This window comes from Dysgonomonas termitidis (assembly GCF_042654545.1).
GTDB classification, from domain to species: domain Bacteria; phylum Bacteroidota; class Bacteroidia; order Bacteroidales; family Dysgonomonadaceae; genus Dysgonomonas; species Dysgonomonas termitidis.
The window spans coordinates 1-16,479 of sequence record NZ_JBHSGN010000147.1; the positions used below are offsets into that span (position 1 = coordinate 1).

The following is a 16,479-nucleotide window of genomic DNA, read 5'->3' on the forward strand; positions in this document are numbered from 1 at the left end:
AAAGTTAAGGGATTGACCTTTTTTATTGGATAATTCTATAAATAGCAACTTGAATTAATTACATTTATATTTACCGGAAATTTCGAAGCCATCGGATTCCTTCTGGCTGCCAAGTCGATATTCAGATATGGCGATCTGAAAGAACTGCAGGAAATAAAAATGACCGAATATGTAATGATAGGAACGCTTTCGAGTTTTTCTGTGGCTATCATTATCGGGGTGGTTTTTAAATATTACCTGCTTTGAAAGCAATATATTATATAAAATAAACAAGAGGCTGCCTTTCCCGGGCAGCCTCTTTCAAATTCTACTGTTTAAAGCCTATACCTAAACAGCAAGCGGGCATTTATATACCAAACAATCTGCTCATTGTTAATATCCCGGATTTTGTTCCAGTAAGTTGTTAGCCCCTATCAGGCTGTAATGTATCGGGAAACGGTTCAGATTCGTATTGTTGGTCGCTTTATGATCCCACCAGTCTTCGGTCACATAAGCGTCCCAACGTACCAGATCGGTGCGGCGGCGGCCTTCGCCCAAAAATTCCCGTAACCATTCGTCCAGCATACGGTATTTGTCCAGGTTCGAAGCCGTAACAGGATCAGGGTCGTTTCCGTTTGCGAAATAGCGTTTACGCACGGTGTTAATCAATTGTGCCGCTTCGCCTTTTTCTCCCGCGCGCATTTTGCATTCGGCCAATGTGTAGTAAATTTCGGCCAAACGAATGATAGGAATATCGGGATCAAACTTACGGTTCTTCTCGCTCTGATTTGGACGTGGGCTGCGTTTGGTAACACGCACGCAGGATGACTCCTCAGCCGTGGCGATAGTAGATGGTAGTGATGCCAACGTAGGATATTCGGCCGAACCTAATTTGGCAAAATACGATACCTGGTCTACGACTGTAATTATCTGCCCGTTATACTCACGGCTACCTGTACAAACCCAATCGGAATTAGTCGGATTGATGAGTTTACCTACGATAAACATCCCCCGGTACTTGCCATTGTTCTCATATACATATGGTTGCTTGCGTATATCGCTGTCATGGAATTTGGAATAAGCACCACCCAGTTTGTAAGGATATTTATTGCCCAGAGGGTCGAGACTTGGAATCAGCCCGATACCATTATTCGAACCCGAACCTTCCAATCCTCCCAGATAATTCCTGTAATTGTATGGTACCATGCGATCCCAGTACATACCGTCAGTTTCCAACTTGGCATTCTGACTAGGTACCGACCATATGATCTCGGTACACGTTTCGTTGTCGAAACCGAAAATGTTTGTCCAGTCCGCATCCAGTTCATATTTGCCGTATACGCCATTGATAATATCCTGACATATCTGTCCGGCCTCTGCATACATTTCCGTACCGATATACGATTTGGCATTGAAGTAGAGGCGTGCCAGAAGAGCGGCTCCTGCAGCCCTGTTGATACTACCGTTCTCAAGACCTCCGAGCTCCTCCTTCACAGGGAGGTTAGGGATGGCTTCTTTGAGCAGGTTTTCGATAAATTCGAAAGTTTCCTTATCGGTCGAACGGCCTTTTACCTCGCTCTGTGTCGTAGTATAGAGAGCTACTCCTCCGAAAAAGTCGAGCCCGTCAAGGTACAAGGATGCAACCAATGCTTTTTGCTGATTCAGCATCGATTCGCGCGTGCCCTGTGGAAACCCCAGAGCATCGAAGTCCACTTTTTCAAGATCTTCGAGTGCATCCCAGGCAAGAGCAACTCCCATCGCAAAATTAGTCCATCCTGTTTCGATGAAAATCATATCTTCTGTATATTCATGATGGTGGAATTTCTGATAATTGGCACCATCAAACCAGTCACTGCCTCTGGTAGGCTGGCAGAATTCATCCGTGCCCAGTTCCTGCAACATCCAGCGGGGAGCGTCATTGGCCACATACCAGCGCCAATGCGTGAAAGGGCGGTTGAAACGTTCCCATACCGCTTCCTGCGATGTATAGAATGTTTCGGGCACTACTTGTGTATAGAAGGTCGGATCTACATCGCAGGATGTAGCAGTGAGCAGACAAAGTGCTCCCGACAATATGAATTTGGTTATCTTATTCTTTTTCATTCTTGCCTATGTATTTAAAAATTTAACTGAAGACCAAAAGTATAAGTACGCGTCATCGGGTAGAAACTACCGTCCCAGAATTTTTCCGTACCGCCGTCCCAATTGGTGATATTCACTTCGGGATTCATACCGCTGTAACCGGTGATAGTAGCGACATTACCCACAGTCCCGTAAACACGTATGCGGTCTACAAACTTCGTATATTTCCTCATCGGCAGGGTATAACCCAGTGTAATGGCGTCGATTTTGAGGAATGTGCCGTCCTCGAGATAATAGTCGCAAATCTGCTTTTCTCCCTTGATATGGGCAAACTTCCCGTAAGCATCTTTCAGTACGTTGGTGTTGCCACGTCCCTGAATACCGAAATACATATTTATGGTATTGTACACATCAAAGTCTATCCAGCTGCGCAAGCTGATACCCAGATCGAAATTTTTATATGCGAGTGTGTTGCGCCAGCCTACGATCAGCTTTGGCAGGTAATTGCCCATATACTGTTTATCGTTCTCGGTCTTCTGAGCAGCCGGTATCACTCCCCCGTCTTTGTTGTAAAGAAGGAAACCTCCATCGTCATCGAACCCTGCAAATTTCCAGATGTAGAACGAACCTATCTTCGAACCTTCCTCTATACGTGCAGCATCACCCGGAGTTCCCGGAGCAACGAAGCCATTACCGTTGTAATAAGTATTGTTGCCCCACAAGCTGAGTATCTTACCCGAATTGTGGCTGAGGTTCATATTGGTAGTCCATGTGAAATCTTTTGTACGGATAATATCTCCGCCAAATTCGAATTCCCAGCCTTTACTTTCCATACTGCCGATATTCTGCCATTGAGAACCCTGCGTGAAAGGCGGTTGAGGTACTTTTACGTTGTAAAGAAGATTATCTATCTTACGGCGATAGTAATCGAACTTACCATAAAAACGGTCGCCGAACAGTGAGTAATCGACACCCAGATTCCATTCTTTGTTCTCTTCCCATCCCAGTTTGGCATTTACGTTTTGCGACTTGCCGAAGGAGTATGCCCATGTCCCGTCAGGAAGCATCCAGTAAGCATCTGAACTCAACATATCAGCCATATAAGAGGAACTGAAATCGTTGTTACCCGTTACTCCATAACCGAAACGCACTTTGAGGTCTTTGAGCCATGTGAGGCCTTTCATGAAACTTTCGCCGGAGATGCGCCATCCTGCCGATACCGACCAGAAGTTGGCCCAACGGTTATCGGCGGCAAATTTGGATGAACCTTCGTGACGAAGAGATACCTGCAACAGGTATTTGTCCTGGAATGAGTAGTTGGCACGCCCGAACACCGAAAACAGACGTTCTGTGATATTTTTACTTGAGGCCAGATTTGCCTTCCCATCGCTGCGGTACGAACCTACCCCGATATTCCAGAATTTGAGACCGTCCACATCGAAGTCGAAGTTTTCCATGCTAAATCCTTCGCCGTTGTTTTCGAAGTAAGAGTAACCGGCTGTAGTATTCAGTACATGGCCTCCATTAAATTCCCTGATATAGTTCACATATCCTTCCGATGTTAGGTTTTCGGTTTTACTGAAACTAAGATATGCGGCTCCCCTGCGCGATTCTTCCAGTTCGGTGCGATGATAGCGTGACCTGTAGAAGTGGTATTCCCACTGGCGGTTTTCGTAACCTATTGTCTGCGTATAAGACAGGCCGGGGATGGGTTTTACATTCAGCTTGAAAGTAACTTCGGGCTTGAACCATTTGTCCAGTCCTTCGTAAGCACTCAGCTTTGCGTCGGCTACTACGTTATAGTCCAGCGACTCGTTGAGCCATACGTTATAGCCGGTTTCACTATCCGGATCGTAAGGCGAACGTGTAGGGTTGTTTCGCATGGCCTGCTGGAAAGCAGGGATATTGTTGTTTCTCCATGCCTGACGGTAATCGACATTCGGGCGCACTTCGAGCCAGTCGTCAAACAGTTTGAAATTGGCATTGAAACGTCCGCCATAATCCTCACGCTCGTCACTGAGCGAGATACCTTGATTTTTTTCGTAAAAAAACGATGTATAGACCTGCGCTTTCTCTGTTCCCATATCTATAGCAATATGGTGTTTGTGAGAGAAGTTGCCGTCGTTTATCATTTCATCTCACCAGTCTGTGTCCGACCCGTAATCGGTACCTATGCCATGTTCGGCATATTCGCGTCCGGTAAGTATCTGTGGCGCCCTGTAGGTCTGTTTCTTTGTTAGTTCGTTGCTGTAAGTCAATTTCACTTTACCATTGGTATTAGAACCGCTTTTGGTGGTAATCAGTATTACCCCTGAAGTGGCACGCGTACCGTAGATGGCTCCGGCAGAAGCATCTTTAAGTACATCTATCGACTTGATATCGTCTTGTGTAAGTGAACGTATATCTCCACCCGGGAATCCGTCGATAACAATGAGCGGCGCCTTTCCGGCATTGATGGAAGTAAGGCCGCGTAACTGGAATGTAGTACCGGCATTGGCACTCCCTATATTATTCATAATAAGCCCGCTGATACGTCCCTGTAGCGAAGCAGATATATCGGAGCCACCTACACCTACCATCAGGTCTTTTCCCGAGATGGAAGTAACGGCACTGGTAACCTGTTTTTTATCCAGTGTCCCATATCCGATTACCACAACTTCTTCGAGTGCCTGAGCGTCTTCCGATAAGTTTACATTTATGGTTTGCTGACTGCCTACCGGAACTTCTTTAGGTATAAAACCTACAAATGATATTACCAGCACGGCATTATCGGGTACATTATTTAAAATGACTTTTCCATCCGCATCCGCAATATTTCCGTTAGTAGTTCCTTTTACTACCACGTTGGCACCGATGAGAGGCCCATCCGCGTCAGTTACAGTTATGGAAACTGTCCGTCCTTTTTGCAAAGGGGAAGTTTCATGAGAGACAGCCTTTTTCTCAGCATTTCCATCGGCAGCGTGGACATTCGGTGCACAGAAGAGGAATAATCCGAAAGTTGCAATTGCCAAAGATGAAAACGACCTACATAAAGATCCTGAATTCAGGACATTAATTTGTTGATGTGCTTTCATTAATTTTCAATAAGATTCGTTAATAATAATGCATTAAATCGTTAAAAATAATCTGAATACAGTATAAATCCGGGCATTTTCTGTACACAGAGGTTCTGATCCATGGTTTCATGTTTTCATATCTACCTCCTTCTATAAATCTGTTAAACATTAAGGCATAATGTGTTAAATCTGATTTTCAATAAAATAGCCTTTAACACAAACTATCATATATGATTGTTGTGATACAAACATAATCAATTTTCTTTAACAAACAATCATTAATGATAGAAATTCATGGATAAAGAAATTTTAGTTAAAAAGGTAGGTTTAAAGATTAGGGAGATAAGAGAGAGTAGAAATATGAGCATGATGGATTTAGCAGATAAGCTTGATATAGAATACAATAATCTCATAAGAATAGAGAAGGGACGTACTAATCCTACCCTGGGTACTTTATATAAAATATGTCAGGCATTAGAGGTAAAATTAATCGATATTGTAAATGTTGAATGATATATAAACTGAATAGGACGATTATGAAAGGCAAAAACTACAAATAAAAATTATTAATTTTTTTATAGTTGTTGTTAATACTTACAAACGTCTTTTTAAAAAAGAAGATCCTTCCGGTCGCCATATCGATATATTCCGGTATGGCAAGTCAAAGATATTGCAGATATAGGAATAAAAGCGTGTATGTTACTTCACATCCTCATATCACTCCTATTTTCTTCTCATTAACAGCGTTTTTATTATTTTTCTTGTTTTTTTCTGTCTTATTTATGGAATCCATCTAAAAATTCCCTCTATATTACATCAAACAAATATAAATTAATATATTTGTAGTAAAGGGGGATGTGCGTCGGACGTTTTTGACAGCGCATTTATGTGAATCTACGTAATACCGAAAAACATGGTGAAGTATGCTAAATATACCATATTCTCCTTGATAATCCTATCCACAACGACAGGGTTGGTATCGTTCGTATATGAAAATGCCGCAGTAAAGGAAACCCGCCGGTTCAATGCAGACAAATTCAGGGAAACAGGATATAATGAAGATGAGCTCAGCCTGTTCTGTGATGTGGCATTCATGTTCGAAAACTCCCGGATACGCAAATGGGACAGGGATATAAAGGTGGAAATTAAGAATATCGGCGAACTTAGCCAACAATCAATTGACGAGGTAGATTCCGTCATCGCCATCCTTGCCCCACTGATTGCCCCGTTGAAAATGGAACGTGTAAACAGAGGTGGCAACCTGCATGTGTACAGGCGCGTACCCGAAGTGATATCGAACAGGCTGCCGCAATCTGTCTGTCTGAATGGAATGTCGAAAGTAAACCGCAAATCGTCTTACTCATGGAGTATTAATTTTGCAGTCATCTACGATGGTTGTCATGCCAGTTCGCAAACGCTGATACATGAATTTCAACATGCACTGGGACTCGACCATCCTATCAAACTATACCCTTATTATGTAACTATCGGCAGGTCGGTAATTCCGCAATTCTTCCGTTCACAGGACGAAATAAGGCATATGATGAAAGAACCTTTCTATATCTCGAAAGAGGAAAAGACAGTCTTAAAAATGCTTTACTCGTCCGAAATTAGGCCGGGACTGCATGTGGAAACGTTTGCACAAAAGATGGGATTTACAGATGCAGAGCGCAAACTGATGATTCCGGATGTAAACAAACGTCCTCGCATTATCATTTATCCTGAGGAAGAAAAGAAATAAGATATAGTCTGGATTTAAAGAATCAAAGATTGCAAGATCACCAAAATGTCTATATATAATGCCGGTGTGGAATTTCCGTGCCGGCATTATATATTTAACAAATAATACATTAGTGATTCGTACCTTCAAATAAGTCGTGATTTTCCTTACCCTGGGCACTCTTCGCCTTGAAGTTATTGAATGTATAACTAAGGCTTAATGTAATCAGCGGATAATTGGGTCTTATATGCGTCACCGATTTCAGGTTTGCCGTACTTATATTGCTTACATAGCGTGCCGAATTGAATACATCGCGGAAAGACAGGGTGGCATTCAGTTTCCTGTTGAGTAGCTGCTGACGTACTGCCAGATTCACATACCAGAATGAATTGGTTTTCCCTTGGGTGGTCACAGATGGCCCCACAAAGTTACCATCGAGTTGTACCCGGGTGTTTTTTCCGGCATCGTATGAATTGTTGAGGGTTATCTCATAATTGTTGCTGGTTTCGTCACCGCTTTCGGTCTTATATTCATTCTCTATTTTGTAATGGTAATAACTTCCGTTGAGATTGACATTCCATCTGCGTGTAGCCTGTATCTGTGCGCTGACCTCAAGGCCTGTTGAATAATCATGCCCTACATTTGCCATCGAATCCAGCGTCACCCCTGCCTGATACGGGACACGCAGACGCTCTATCTTATCCTTGCGGCTGCGGTGGAATACAGATGCAGAAAGTGAATGTTCGCCTATATTCTTCTTATAGTTCAGTTCGTAAGAATTGATGTATTCGTTGCGGATATCGGGATTGCCTATTTCGGCAGAATAATAGTCTCGATATGTAATGTACGGCTCCATAAAAAACAGTTCGGGACGCGTAATACGCCGTGAATAAGATGCCAGTATCTTATCCCCTCCCGGCAGGTTGTAACCGAGGTGTGCAGACGGGAAAAATTCAAATTTGTCATATGTACGGTTTGCCCATTCCTTCGAACTGCGAAGCACACGGTGGGTATGCTCGCCGCGAAGTCCCAGCTGAAAATCGAAACTCCCGTAACTGTCGGCCACTATCGCATAGATGGAATGTATGCCGTACTTGAAATAGAACGTATTATAAATATCATCGCGCCAATAAAATTCCCTCTTCTCCGGATTCCAGAACTGCATGCTGTAATCACCGTCTTCGAGATAGGAGAAATACTGATAACCGCCTTCTATACGTCCTGTTTCACGGTATGGGAATATGTAATCGAGATTTCCGCGCATAGTCCAGCGGTGCTCATCTTCCCATGCCCTGTGTCCCTGCTGGCGTTCACCCTGGTAGTTGAACAGGTCGCTCTGAAAATATTCCATGGCATCGCCACCGTATTTCAGGTAATAACTTCCTGTGAGGTCGTGCCCTTTATCATTAAACTTATGGGCAAACCCGGCTGTTCCCTGATAATATGTTTCATGCAGGTCATAGTCATCATGGCTGATATAATCGCCGCTACCCAGAGGCAAGCCGGCTTTAGTCTGTTCCTCCTTGTAATCGAGATCACCCTTGCGTGTACGTCCGCCATAGCCGCCCTGGACATCCACATTGAACGTGGTTCTGGGTAATGTGTACATCCAGCCCGCTTTTAGCGAATAGTCGAAATTGTTGCTTTCGCGTGGCCCGTCCGAATCGGATATGGTGGTCACATCGGATACAATGGTGGTTTTCTCCTGCCTGAATTTACTTTTGCGCAGTCTGTCGTTCCATCCGCCACCCAGATACCAGCGCGAAGCCTTATCCTGTTGTGTGAGCAGGAAATCTACGCCACGCGACAGCATAGTGCTTCCCGTAAGGTTTACCATGCCGTTCAGTCCCTGCTGAGAATGTTTTTTGGTGATGATATTGATAATGCCTACGTCGCCTCCTGTATCGTGACGGGCCGACGGGGTGGTGATTATCTCTATATTTTCGATATGCCCCGACGGTATTTGTTCCAGTGCCTGCGAACCGCTAAAGACACTCGGCTTACCGTCTACATAAACTGCAAAGCCATTGCTGCCCCTGAATGTTACTTCTCCTTCGGCATCGACACGGACAGAGGGTGTATTTTCGAGTATATCGACTGCCGAACCTCCGCTTGCGAGCAGATTATTGGATGCATCTATTACTTTTTTATCAAGTTTATAGATTACCTGTCTTTTCTGCGCCACTATCTCCACTTCGGCCAGGCCATGTTCGAGCGGTTGCATTTCTATTGTACCCAGATTGAGTACCGGAGCAGACACATTGAGTACAATACCGGAGCGTGTATATACATCAAAGCCCACAGCCCTTACCAGCAGGGAATATTCTCCGTCTTTAATGTCAGACAGGGTAAAAGCTCCGTCTGTCTGGGGCAGGGTATGCGATACGGGATCTATTTTCCCTTTTTCTATAAGGATTATATCGGCATAATCTATCGGTGTACTCTTTCCGGCTTCTACGACTTTCCCTTTTATGCGTGGAATGGAAGCGGATACAGTGAGGGCAAGACACAACAGTGTTGACAAAAAAAACAGGCACTTCATTATCGTTAATCAGGTATTTTATAAAAATGTGTACAAATATAATATGAATAATAGTACATTAACTATTTTATTTATATACAAATGTTAAAGATGAGAAATATGTCAGTAATGTATAATAATTTGTCTGTAACAGAACACTCCTTTTGACTTGTTGTCCTGCAACAGAAGACGGCAATTACATCTTGTTCTCCGGGAAATAAGCGCACATTTATATACAAATTAACAAATATCCCCGAAAGTTCACTATTCTCCCGGGGGTATTTTTGAGTCAGAGATTTAAGACCTGGATACTATAGCGGTTGCCTGCGCCATTCTTAATTATTTCTCATTGTATAGATAACTTACTTTTATTTTGATGAATGTTTAATTAGTTTCCGGACCATTTATCCACCTGTACAGCATCTTCCTGCGCACGGATTATATCCGTTACGGCCACTTTAGGCTCTATACGAATGCCTTTGATGGCATTTATCAGGGCTTCGTTGTCTCCGGAAGAACCCGACTCTATGCGAATGTTCTTAATGGCATGTACCAACGCATCGTTGTCCGAAGAAAAATTAGGGGCTAAAAACGGTGCAGGCATCATCCCTCCCACTGCAAATTCCCGTTGAAATGGCAGCTCGAAACCCTGTGATGCTCTGGCGAAAAATCCGGTAACATCGGAGGGTGTTAATTCTTTACGTTGGGAATTTATATAACGAACCAAGCCTATATTTTTACTCGTTGATTCTCTGTTTATAACATATTCACCGCCCTCTACTTCTATATTTGTGCCTTCGATACGCATGCCGCCTTGTGAGTGGCGTTTGCCATTAAGCAGTCCTCCGTCCTGCATGTATTTTAGTTGCTCAGTCATTATTTTCACTTGTATTCCTCCCTGCAATCCAACCAATGCTGCTAATGCAACGTTCAGAGGCCAGGGATATGCCCCTAATGTTTTCGTTACCCCTCCGGCTACGTCACTGATTGCCTGTGCTATTTTTACCACATGTTCCGCTTTATCCTTTATCCTCTTGAGTTTAGCTATCTGTTCCTCTTTTTTTGCTTTTTTTTCTTCCGCTTTTGCTTTTTCTTCTGTCGCTTTTCTGTCTAATGCTGCTTTTTCAGCTTCTATACGCTGTTTTTCATCTAATACTTTCTGTTCGCTCTGAAAGATGATATCGTTGGCTTCTTTTATCTTTTTCGCCTTATCTGCCGATGCTTCTTCTTCCTGTTTCTTCAATTCGTTTAGTTGTTCTAATCTATCTTTGGCATCTTCGATTTCTTTTTGTTGCTCAGGAGACATTTCATCCCAGCCCGCAACTTCTTTATACCCACCGCTTTCGGTATCCTTCTCTAATCCGTAATCTTTTTCTAATTCCGATATCTTTCCTGAATATCTGCCGACATTGCTGTCGTTGACTCCTTTTTCAGCCGTCAGCCTGTCTACTTCCAGTTCTTTTTTCTTGTCTTTGGCTTCCTGTTCCAGTTCTTTTATTTGCTTATCTAGTTCGGCTTTCTTTCTGGTAGTGCTTTCGGTTATATATGTCTTTTCTTGTTCATATAGGGCTTTTTGTTTTGCATTTATGTCGTCTAAAGGTTTGGTTATACTACTGATATTATCATACAGTGCCTTAAATTGAGAACTATCATCCCATGCTGTACTTTTGGTTAGTTCATCGACTGTATTCTTTATTATTTTTGTGCTTTCGCTCGCTTTTTGAATCGCATTATCGCTCTGTTTATTCCATTTATCAAGAAACGAAATATTAGATTCTTCAATTTTTGCGTTTATTTCCACTACCTTTTTTTGCAGGCTATCTAGAGCTGCTTTCTTTTCTTCCTGAGCTTTCTTAAATTCTTCGCTATCCTTATCGTAGTGCGTACTCATAGCATCGTATTGAATACCTGTCTACAAAATAGCGGATTCAATTTCCGATTTATAGCCTTTCAAATCTCCAATAAAACTTTCATATGTTTTCAGATTGGCGTCTTTAATCCTCTTACCTTTCTCTATATACTTCACTTCTATATCGGTCAAAGACTTTTCAATAAGTTCTTTATTCTTGTTTGTCCGGTCCGCCAATAGTGTAGTTTACATCTCGGAAGAGTTCGTTACCATTGTCAGATAACTTTCCATAACAACGGGCAGTTTCTTCACTGTAGCCTTTATAGAAGACAGAATACTTTCGTCTGATTTCCTGATACTTTTAACCAGTTCCTGCGCTGCTTCTCTGTTCTTGCCGATAGCCTGCTCGGTATGGGCGCTAAGCTCTGAGACAGTAGCTCCTATTTTGGCGACATGCAAAATAGCATCATCTGATATTTCGACAAATCCTGTCCTCAAGACTTCTGCGATAATATTTGCCGATATAGGAAGTTCTTTCATTTTTATCTCTACCTTATCCAAATTATCAGCCAGTTTCTCTACATTTTCTGTACCGTTTACTTTAATTACTAATTCTTTCGTTTTTTTCATAATGCTTTTTAGAGTATAGATAAAGTAATTGAAAAATGATAATAAAAATCAGGCTTTTTTATACTCAAATTATATATTACTTCACTTTCACCACTGACATATTATTACGATATCTTATTTCAGGCTTTTTATTTGTAATAATATGAGTTGGTATATCTTTAATACTTATCCCACAATATTCATAGTTATCAATGGAGAACGGCTTTGCTATCTTACTATTCTCATAAATAAAAAACGTCATTTCATTTTCATCAGCACTGGCAGTCTGTTCTATTTTCAGTGCAGAGAGGTCTAGGTCGCTGGCCTGAGCCTTGGTGACGAAGTCTACGTCTTTGATGATAAGCACTCCTAAAAATATTGCTATCACTGTCAGTACAATCTTAGTGTAAAGGTCTGTTTTCATAATGCGAAGTATTTATTTGTTAATATTATCTACAAATGTAGACGAATATTTTAGATAAAGGTTTAAAAATCACAAGGCGATTGCTAATTTCACCTCTCCATCATTTTTATCTCTACCTTATCCAAATTATCAGCCAGTTTTTCTACATTTTCTGTACCATTTACTTTAATTACTAATTCTTTCGTTTTTTTCATAATGCTTTTTAGAGTATAGATAAAGTTATTTGAAAATGATAACAAAAAAGCCTGAGAAATAACTCAGGCTTTTTATCAATGTTTTATATAACTATCACTCACTTTGATATTAATATAGGAATACCATTTAGATAATTGCCTCTATATCCAAAATACTTTTCAATACTATATTCATTATAACCATTTATAGACGTCCCTCCATACTGCATCAAATTCACATCTATCGGTTTACTAACACTCACAATATTTACATCTATTACTTCTTTTTGTACCGGTAAAGCCTGTATTTGATTGTTTTGGGAAGCGTAAGCCGATGATATTACATCGTTATTTTTAAAGAAATTAGCGACTAAAGCTATTGCTATCACTGTCAGTACAATCTTGGTGTAAAGGTCTGTTTTCATAATCCGAGGTATTTATTTGTTAATATTGTCTACTAAAGAAATCCGTTACCTGTATTACAAATATAGTAATTAATCATTATCAAACAGAGACTCATTGGGCTATAAAGACACCCTTTTTAATAAGAATAAAAATAAAGGCTTCAAAAAACAAAAAAGACTTGCAATACATCTATATTATTGCAAGTCTTCCCCGTTTTAAAATTTCGGAATGTGAAGTTTAAAATTTGGCTAAAGCGACTACATAAGTGTTTAATTAATGATAAGCATGCTAAGCCAGCAATGCATTCAAAGAGTAATTAATCGCAAAAGGCTGCCCATCGCCGAGCAGTATTTTTTATCGACTAAGATGGCAGCTTTTTTTTAACCAAGTAAGTTTTATTATGTAAGAACGTTGTATGCATCACAAATATAGGGATAATTACGGGAAAAGATGAATATATTGTGTTAAAACAACTCATTGATACAGTTAATTAATTCGCTGGTTACCAGAATATTCAAATTAAATATTTTAAGTTAATTTTGACTTTGGCAACAATATTATATAGTAGCAGCACTCTGTCTTTTCCGGAGGCGAACTGTTTTCCTTAAATTATGTTATTATCTATTCATAAATCTACTTCATTATCGTAATGTTATTATATTTGGAAAAATTATAATACAGCATGTGCATGAGTGGGCATGCAAAATAAGACCTGACATGTTACTCTTAATAGAAGCTTCACGGGTTACCCGAAACTAAAATTCATACAGGCATAAAAAGAAAAACAGCCATATATGATGATAATCAGCCGATAAAAATATTTATTATTTTAATACTTATGTTTTCCCATAGTATTAAGGTAAGGTTAGTTGAGAAAACGGGTTGTTGCGAAACAACCTTTTCTCTTTTGTATATTTTACCTGTCAGAATTTTGAATCAGGTTTATCAAATAAAAAAAAGTTTATCTATATAGTAAAAAGCTATGAAAGAACTAATACAATTACCGTTGATAAGTGAAAAACTATTTAAAATGCATTCACCTATTACAGCCAATACCGATATCACCGAGTTTATACCTTATATCTGTATTGCGCAGGAACTTCACATCGCCGGCATATTGGGCGAACCGCTAATGGACGAATTACGCGGACAAGTATCAACCAATACCTTAACTCCTGAAAACAGTGACTTGATACTGAAAATTGCACCGGTCTTATCTTTCTGTTCTGTATATCAGGCTCTGCCGTTCCATTGGGCGACTATCGTAAACAAGGGTATTACAATACGCGAGAGCGAAAACAGCAAAGGTGTGGATATCAAAGACCTTGCACAATTACGCCAGTGGATAAAGAATGATGCGGATGTGTTAAAACAGCAACTTGTGGATTTTCTGAACAATTGCCGGACTAACTATCCTTTGTGGCAACCGGAAAATAAATGCGAAAAGAATACAGGATTCGACAGCGGATTTTATTTTTCTAAACACTAGGCCAAGCCCCGGTATTCAATAATAATCTCTTCAATAAAAAGGCAGTTTAAACAAACTGCCTTTTTATTATCAACAACATTTAATACCATATACATCAATAACTTATTTCAACAAAAAAAACAATTATTCCGGTAAAACAAACTATTTCTTCTAAAATCACAGTACCCGTTTTTACGCTCAAAAAAAACGATTGAAATATTAACAAAATAAAGATAAAGGTCCATCAAACTAATTGAACAGATATTTGTTGAAATATATGAGACAACACAGAATGCATAAATCTTTTTGTTCAAATTATTGACTCATGAAATTAAGAATAAAGTCATTGACATCCATTCTGATAGTGATTTTAATGATGTCAGAGTTCCCGGCGCTTAGGGCACAAGTAACGATCGGTTCCAATATTCCTCCAAAAACAGGAGCCTTACTCGACCTCAAGGAAAGCGAGACCAGTGGCAGTAATTTAGTGAATTCTACCAAAGGACTATTATTACCACGTGTATCCCTCGTTAGCCGTCAGAGTATGGCCCCACTGATTGCCTCTGCCACCGAAGAAGAAAAAAGACAATCGGCTGGCATGATTGTATATAATTTGCTGCAAACACCAGACCTGTTTCCAGGCCTTAACATCTGGGATGGGACTAAGTGGGTACTCGTTGCCAGCATAGACTGCATATCCAATGTAATAACGGCCGAGTTTACAGTAGCCTCCACTACTGTCAGAGGCTCTTATGTAAAAGGAGTCGACCTCACTCCGTTAAACTTTTTAAGCATTGTCCTCGATATTTCGGTCCCGGGAAAATATATTATTACCGGAACCACAGGCAATGGGTATGACTATCTTCTATCCGGTGAATTCCCAGCTACAGGGGTGCAAACGGTCAATGTTCCCGGAGGTGGCACACCGGTTTTAGCAACCAGTGACCTTAGTGAAGTGCCAGATACTATAAGTGTAAAAATCAATAATGAGGAAGTGTCTTTGCCCAACAGGGTACTTAGTAAGCCATCAGACTATCTTGTGGACTGCAATACATTGACCGTGAACGGAACATATGTGGCAGGAGCATCTCTAAACCCTGCAACAAACTATCTTACAATACAAGGTATAACCACAGCCCCCTCGGCAGGGGGATCATATGAGATAAAAACAGACACGGTCAACGGGTATTCTTTTACCAAATCAGGTTTGCTTACAAGCGGAGGCCAGACATTTACAATATCTCCCACCAACTTGACGGATAAACCGCTGGTACAGGGTCTGAACAATTTCACACTAACAACGAACAGCGGTTTGTCAGCGATTACATGTCCATTTACGATAAAAGCAATAAACCCTGCTTTGTCTATGTATATAAGTAACGTCGCATATGCCGGCTATCCCACCTCTATGACCAATATAGCCGGAAATATCAATAATTACGGACCAAACGGAATATACGATAAGGTGGAAAAGATAAATTCCACTACAGGTGCGAACGCCAATGTGATAACTAATATGACCAACAAAGCTACGGATGTGACCATCATCAATTACAGTATGACCATGAGTTCAACAGAGGCAGCAACAGCACTGGCATATATCAAAAGTGGAAAAATTCTTATTTATGCTGTAGATAATACGACCGACCCGGTAGCAGGCGCAGTGTCGATAGTAGCAGGTTTGTTAGGGGTCAGCGCCTCCTCTGTGCTGGCTACCTATTCAACCACAACGAACGCCGAAGCGGGGATTATAATAAACTCGACCACACTGACGTCGCCGAACAGTAATATTATCAATGGACCTTTCGGGAATACATCCGGCTTATCCTTCGCCAGGGACGGCGATTATAACTGGAAGATAGATCTGGCTTCGTCGGTTACCGATACATCTGTTCGAAACCGGTTTACTCCGATAGCTAAAGTTTCGGACGGAACCGCACGAATCCTGCTGGTAGAGGATAGCAGTAGCAATGGCGCCCTCATTTTGCTGACAGACGGAGGTGCATGGGCTAATCTGGCTACAAGCGGCTATGAAACAAAAAAGACTCTTTTCAGCAACATTCTAGCCTGGGCTACAGACAGACTCAACAATTAGTATATCATCCTTCAAATTAAACTAAGGGCAGCCGGAAAGTCAGGAGTGGTCGGAAGAAATTCCGATCACTTTTTGTTTTCTACGTTTTGAAGAAAATA

General features: G+C 41.1%; 11 protein-coding genes and 1 pseudogene. 4 read left to right on the top strand and 8 right to left on the bottom strand.

Translation table 11 applies throughout. The features are described 5' to 3' along the window. Positions 1 to 372: 372 nt before the first annotated feature. Together ACFO6W_RS23290 and ACFO6W_RS23295 are read right to left on the bottom strand one after the other, a co-directional pair. A complete protein-coding gene (locus tag ACFO6W_RS23290; RefSeq protein WP_380001029.1) occupies positions 373 to 2,082 on the bottom strand; it encodes a RagB/SusD family nutrient uptake outer membrane protein in 1,710 nt (569 codons plus the stop codon). 14 nt (positions 2,083 to 2,096) lie between these two features. Continuing rightward, positions 2,097 to 5,135: pseudogene (locus ACFO6W_RS23295) on the bottom strand (SusC/RagA family TonB-linked outer membrane protein). A gap of 276 nt (positions 5,136 to 5,411) precedes the next feature. On the opposite strand from ACFO6W_RS23295, the gene ACFO6W_RS23300 reads away from it, so the two are divergent. Both ACFO6W_RS23300 and ACFO6W_RS23305 read left to right on the top strand, forming a co-directional pair. Then, a complete protein-coding gene (locus tag ACFO6W_RS23300) occupies positions 5,412 to 5,630 on the top strand; it encodes a helix-turn-helix domain-containing protein (RefSeq protein WP_291109166.1) in 219 nt (72 codons plus the stop codon). Between the two features lie 400 nt (positions 5,631 to 6,030). Then, positions 6,031 to 6,858 carry a zinc metalloprotease gene (locus tag ACFO6W_RS23305; protein WP_380001031.1) on the top strand — a complete coding sequence of 276 codons (828 nt, stop codon included), beginning with the start codon at positions 6,031 to 6,033 and terminating at the stop codon, positions 6,856 to 6,858. 109 nt (positions 6,859 to 6,967) lie between these two features. Here the strand turns inward: ACFO6W_RS23305 and ACFO6W_RS23310 are convergent, their stop codons facing one another. The 6 genes from ACFO6W_RS23310 to ACFO6W_RS23335 all read right to left on the bottom strand — a co-directional run bounded on the left by ACFO6W_RS23310 (position 6,968) and on the right by ACFO6W_RS23335 (position 12,838). Next, positions 6,968 to 9,379 (bottom strand): TonB-dependent receptor domain-containing protein, encoded by a 2,412-nt coding sequence (locus ACFO6W_RS23310; protein ID WP_380001033.1) that lies wholly within the window; start codon positions 9,377 to 9,379, stop codon positions 6,968 to 6,970. A 367-nt stretch (positions 9,380 to 9,746) separates the two neighbouring features. Continuing rightward, positions 9,747 to 11,249 (bottom strand): hypothetical protein, encoded by a 1,503-nt coding sequence (locus ACFO6W_RS23315; RefSeq protein ID WP_380001035.1) that lies wholly within the window; start codon positions 11,247 to 11,249, stop codon positions 9,747 to 9,749. Between the two features lie 21 nt (positions 11,250 to 11,270). Continuing rightward, entirely contained in the window at positions 11,271 to 11,444 is a 174-nt protein-coding gene (locus tag ACFO6W_RS23320; protein ID WP_380001037.1) for a hypothetical protein, read from the bottom strand. Between the two features lie 9 nt (positions 11,445 to 11,453). Continuing rightward, on the bottom strand, positions 11,454 to 11,837 hold the full coding sequence (locus ACFO6W_RS23325; RefSeq protein WP_380001039.1) for a hypothetical protein: 384 nt from the start codon (positions 11,835 to 11,837) through the stop codon (positions 11,454 to 11,456). Positions 11,838 to 11,913: 76 nt separating this feature from the next. Next, complete coding sequence (locus ACFO6W_RS23330; protein WP_291109160.1) at positions 11,914 to 12,240, bottom strand: hypothetical protein; 327 nt, start codon at positions 12,238 to 12,240, stop codon at positions 11,914 to 11,916. Between the two features lie 292 nt (positions 12,241 to 12,532). After that, positions 12,533 to 12,838 (bottom strand): hypothetical protein, encoded by a 306-nt coding sequence (locus ACFO6W_RS23335; protein WP_291109159.1) that lies wholly within the window; start codon positions 12,836 to 12,838, stop codon positions 12,533 to 12,535. A 962-nt stretch (positions 12,839 to 13,800) separates the two neighbouring features. Between ACFO6W_RS23335 and ACFO6W_RS23340 the strand changes: the two genes are divergently transcribed. Continuing rightward, on the top strand, positions 13,801 to 14,307 hold the full coding sequence (locus ACFO6W_RS23340; RefSeq protein ID WP_380001042.1) for a DUF6712 family protein: 507 nt from the start codon (positions 13,801 to 13,803) through the stop codon (positions 14,305 to 14,307). A 304-nt stretch (positions 14,308 to 14,611) separates the two neighbouring features. After that, entirely contained in the window at positions 14,612 to 16,381 is a 1,770-nt protein-coding gene (locus ACFO6W_RS23345; protein WP_380001044.1) for a hypothetical protein, read from the top strand. Positions 16,382 to 16,479: the final 98 nt, after the last annotated feature.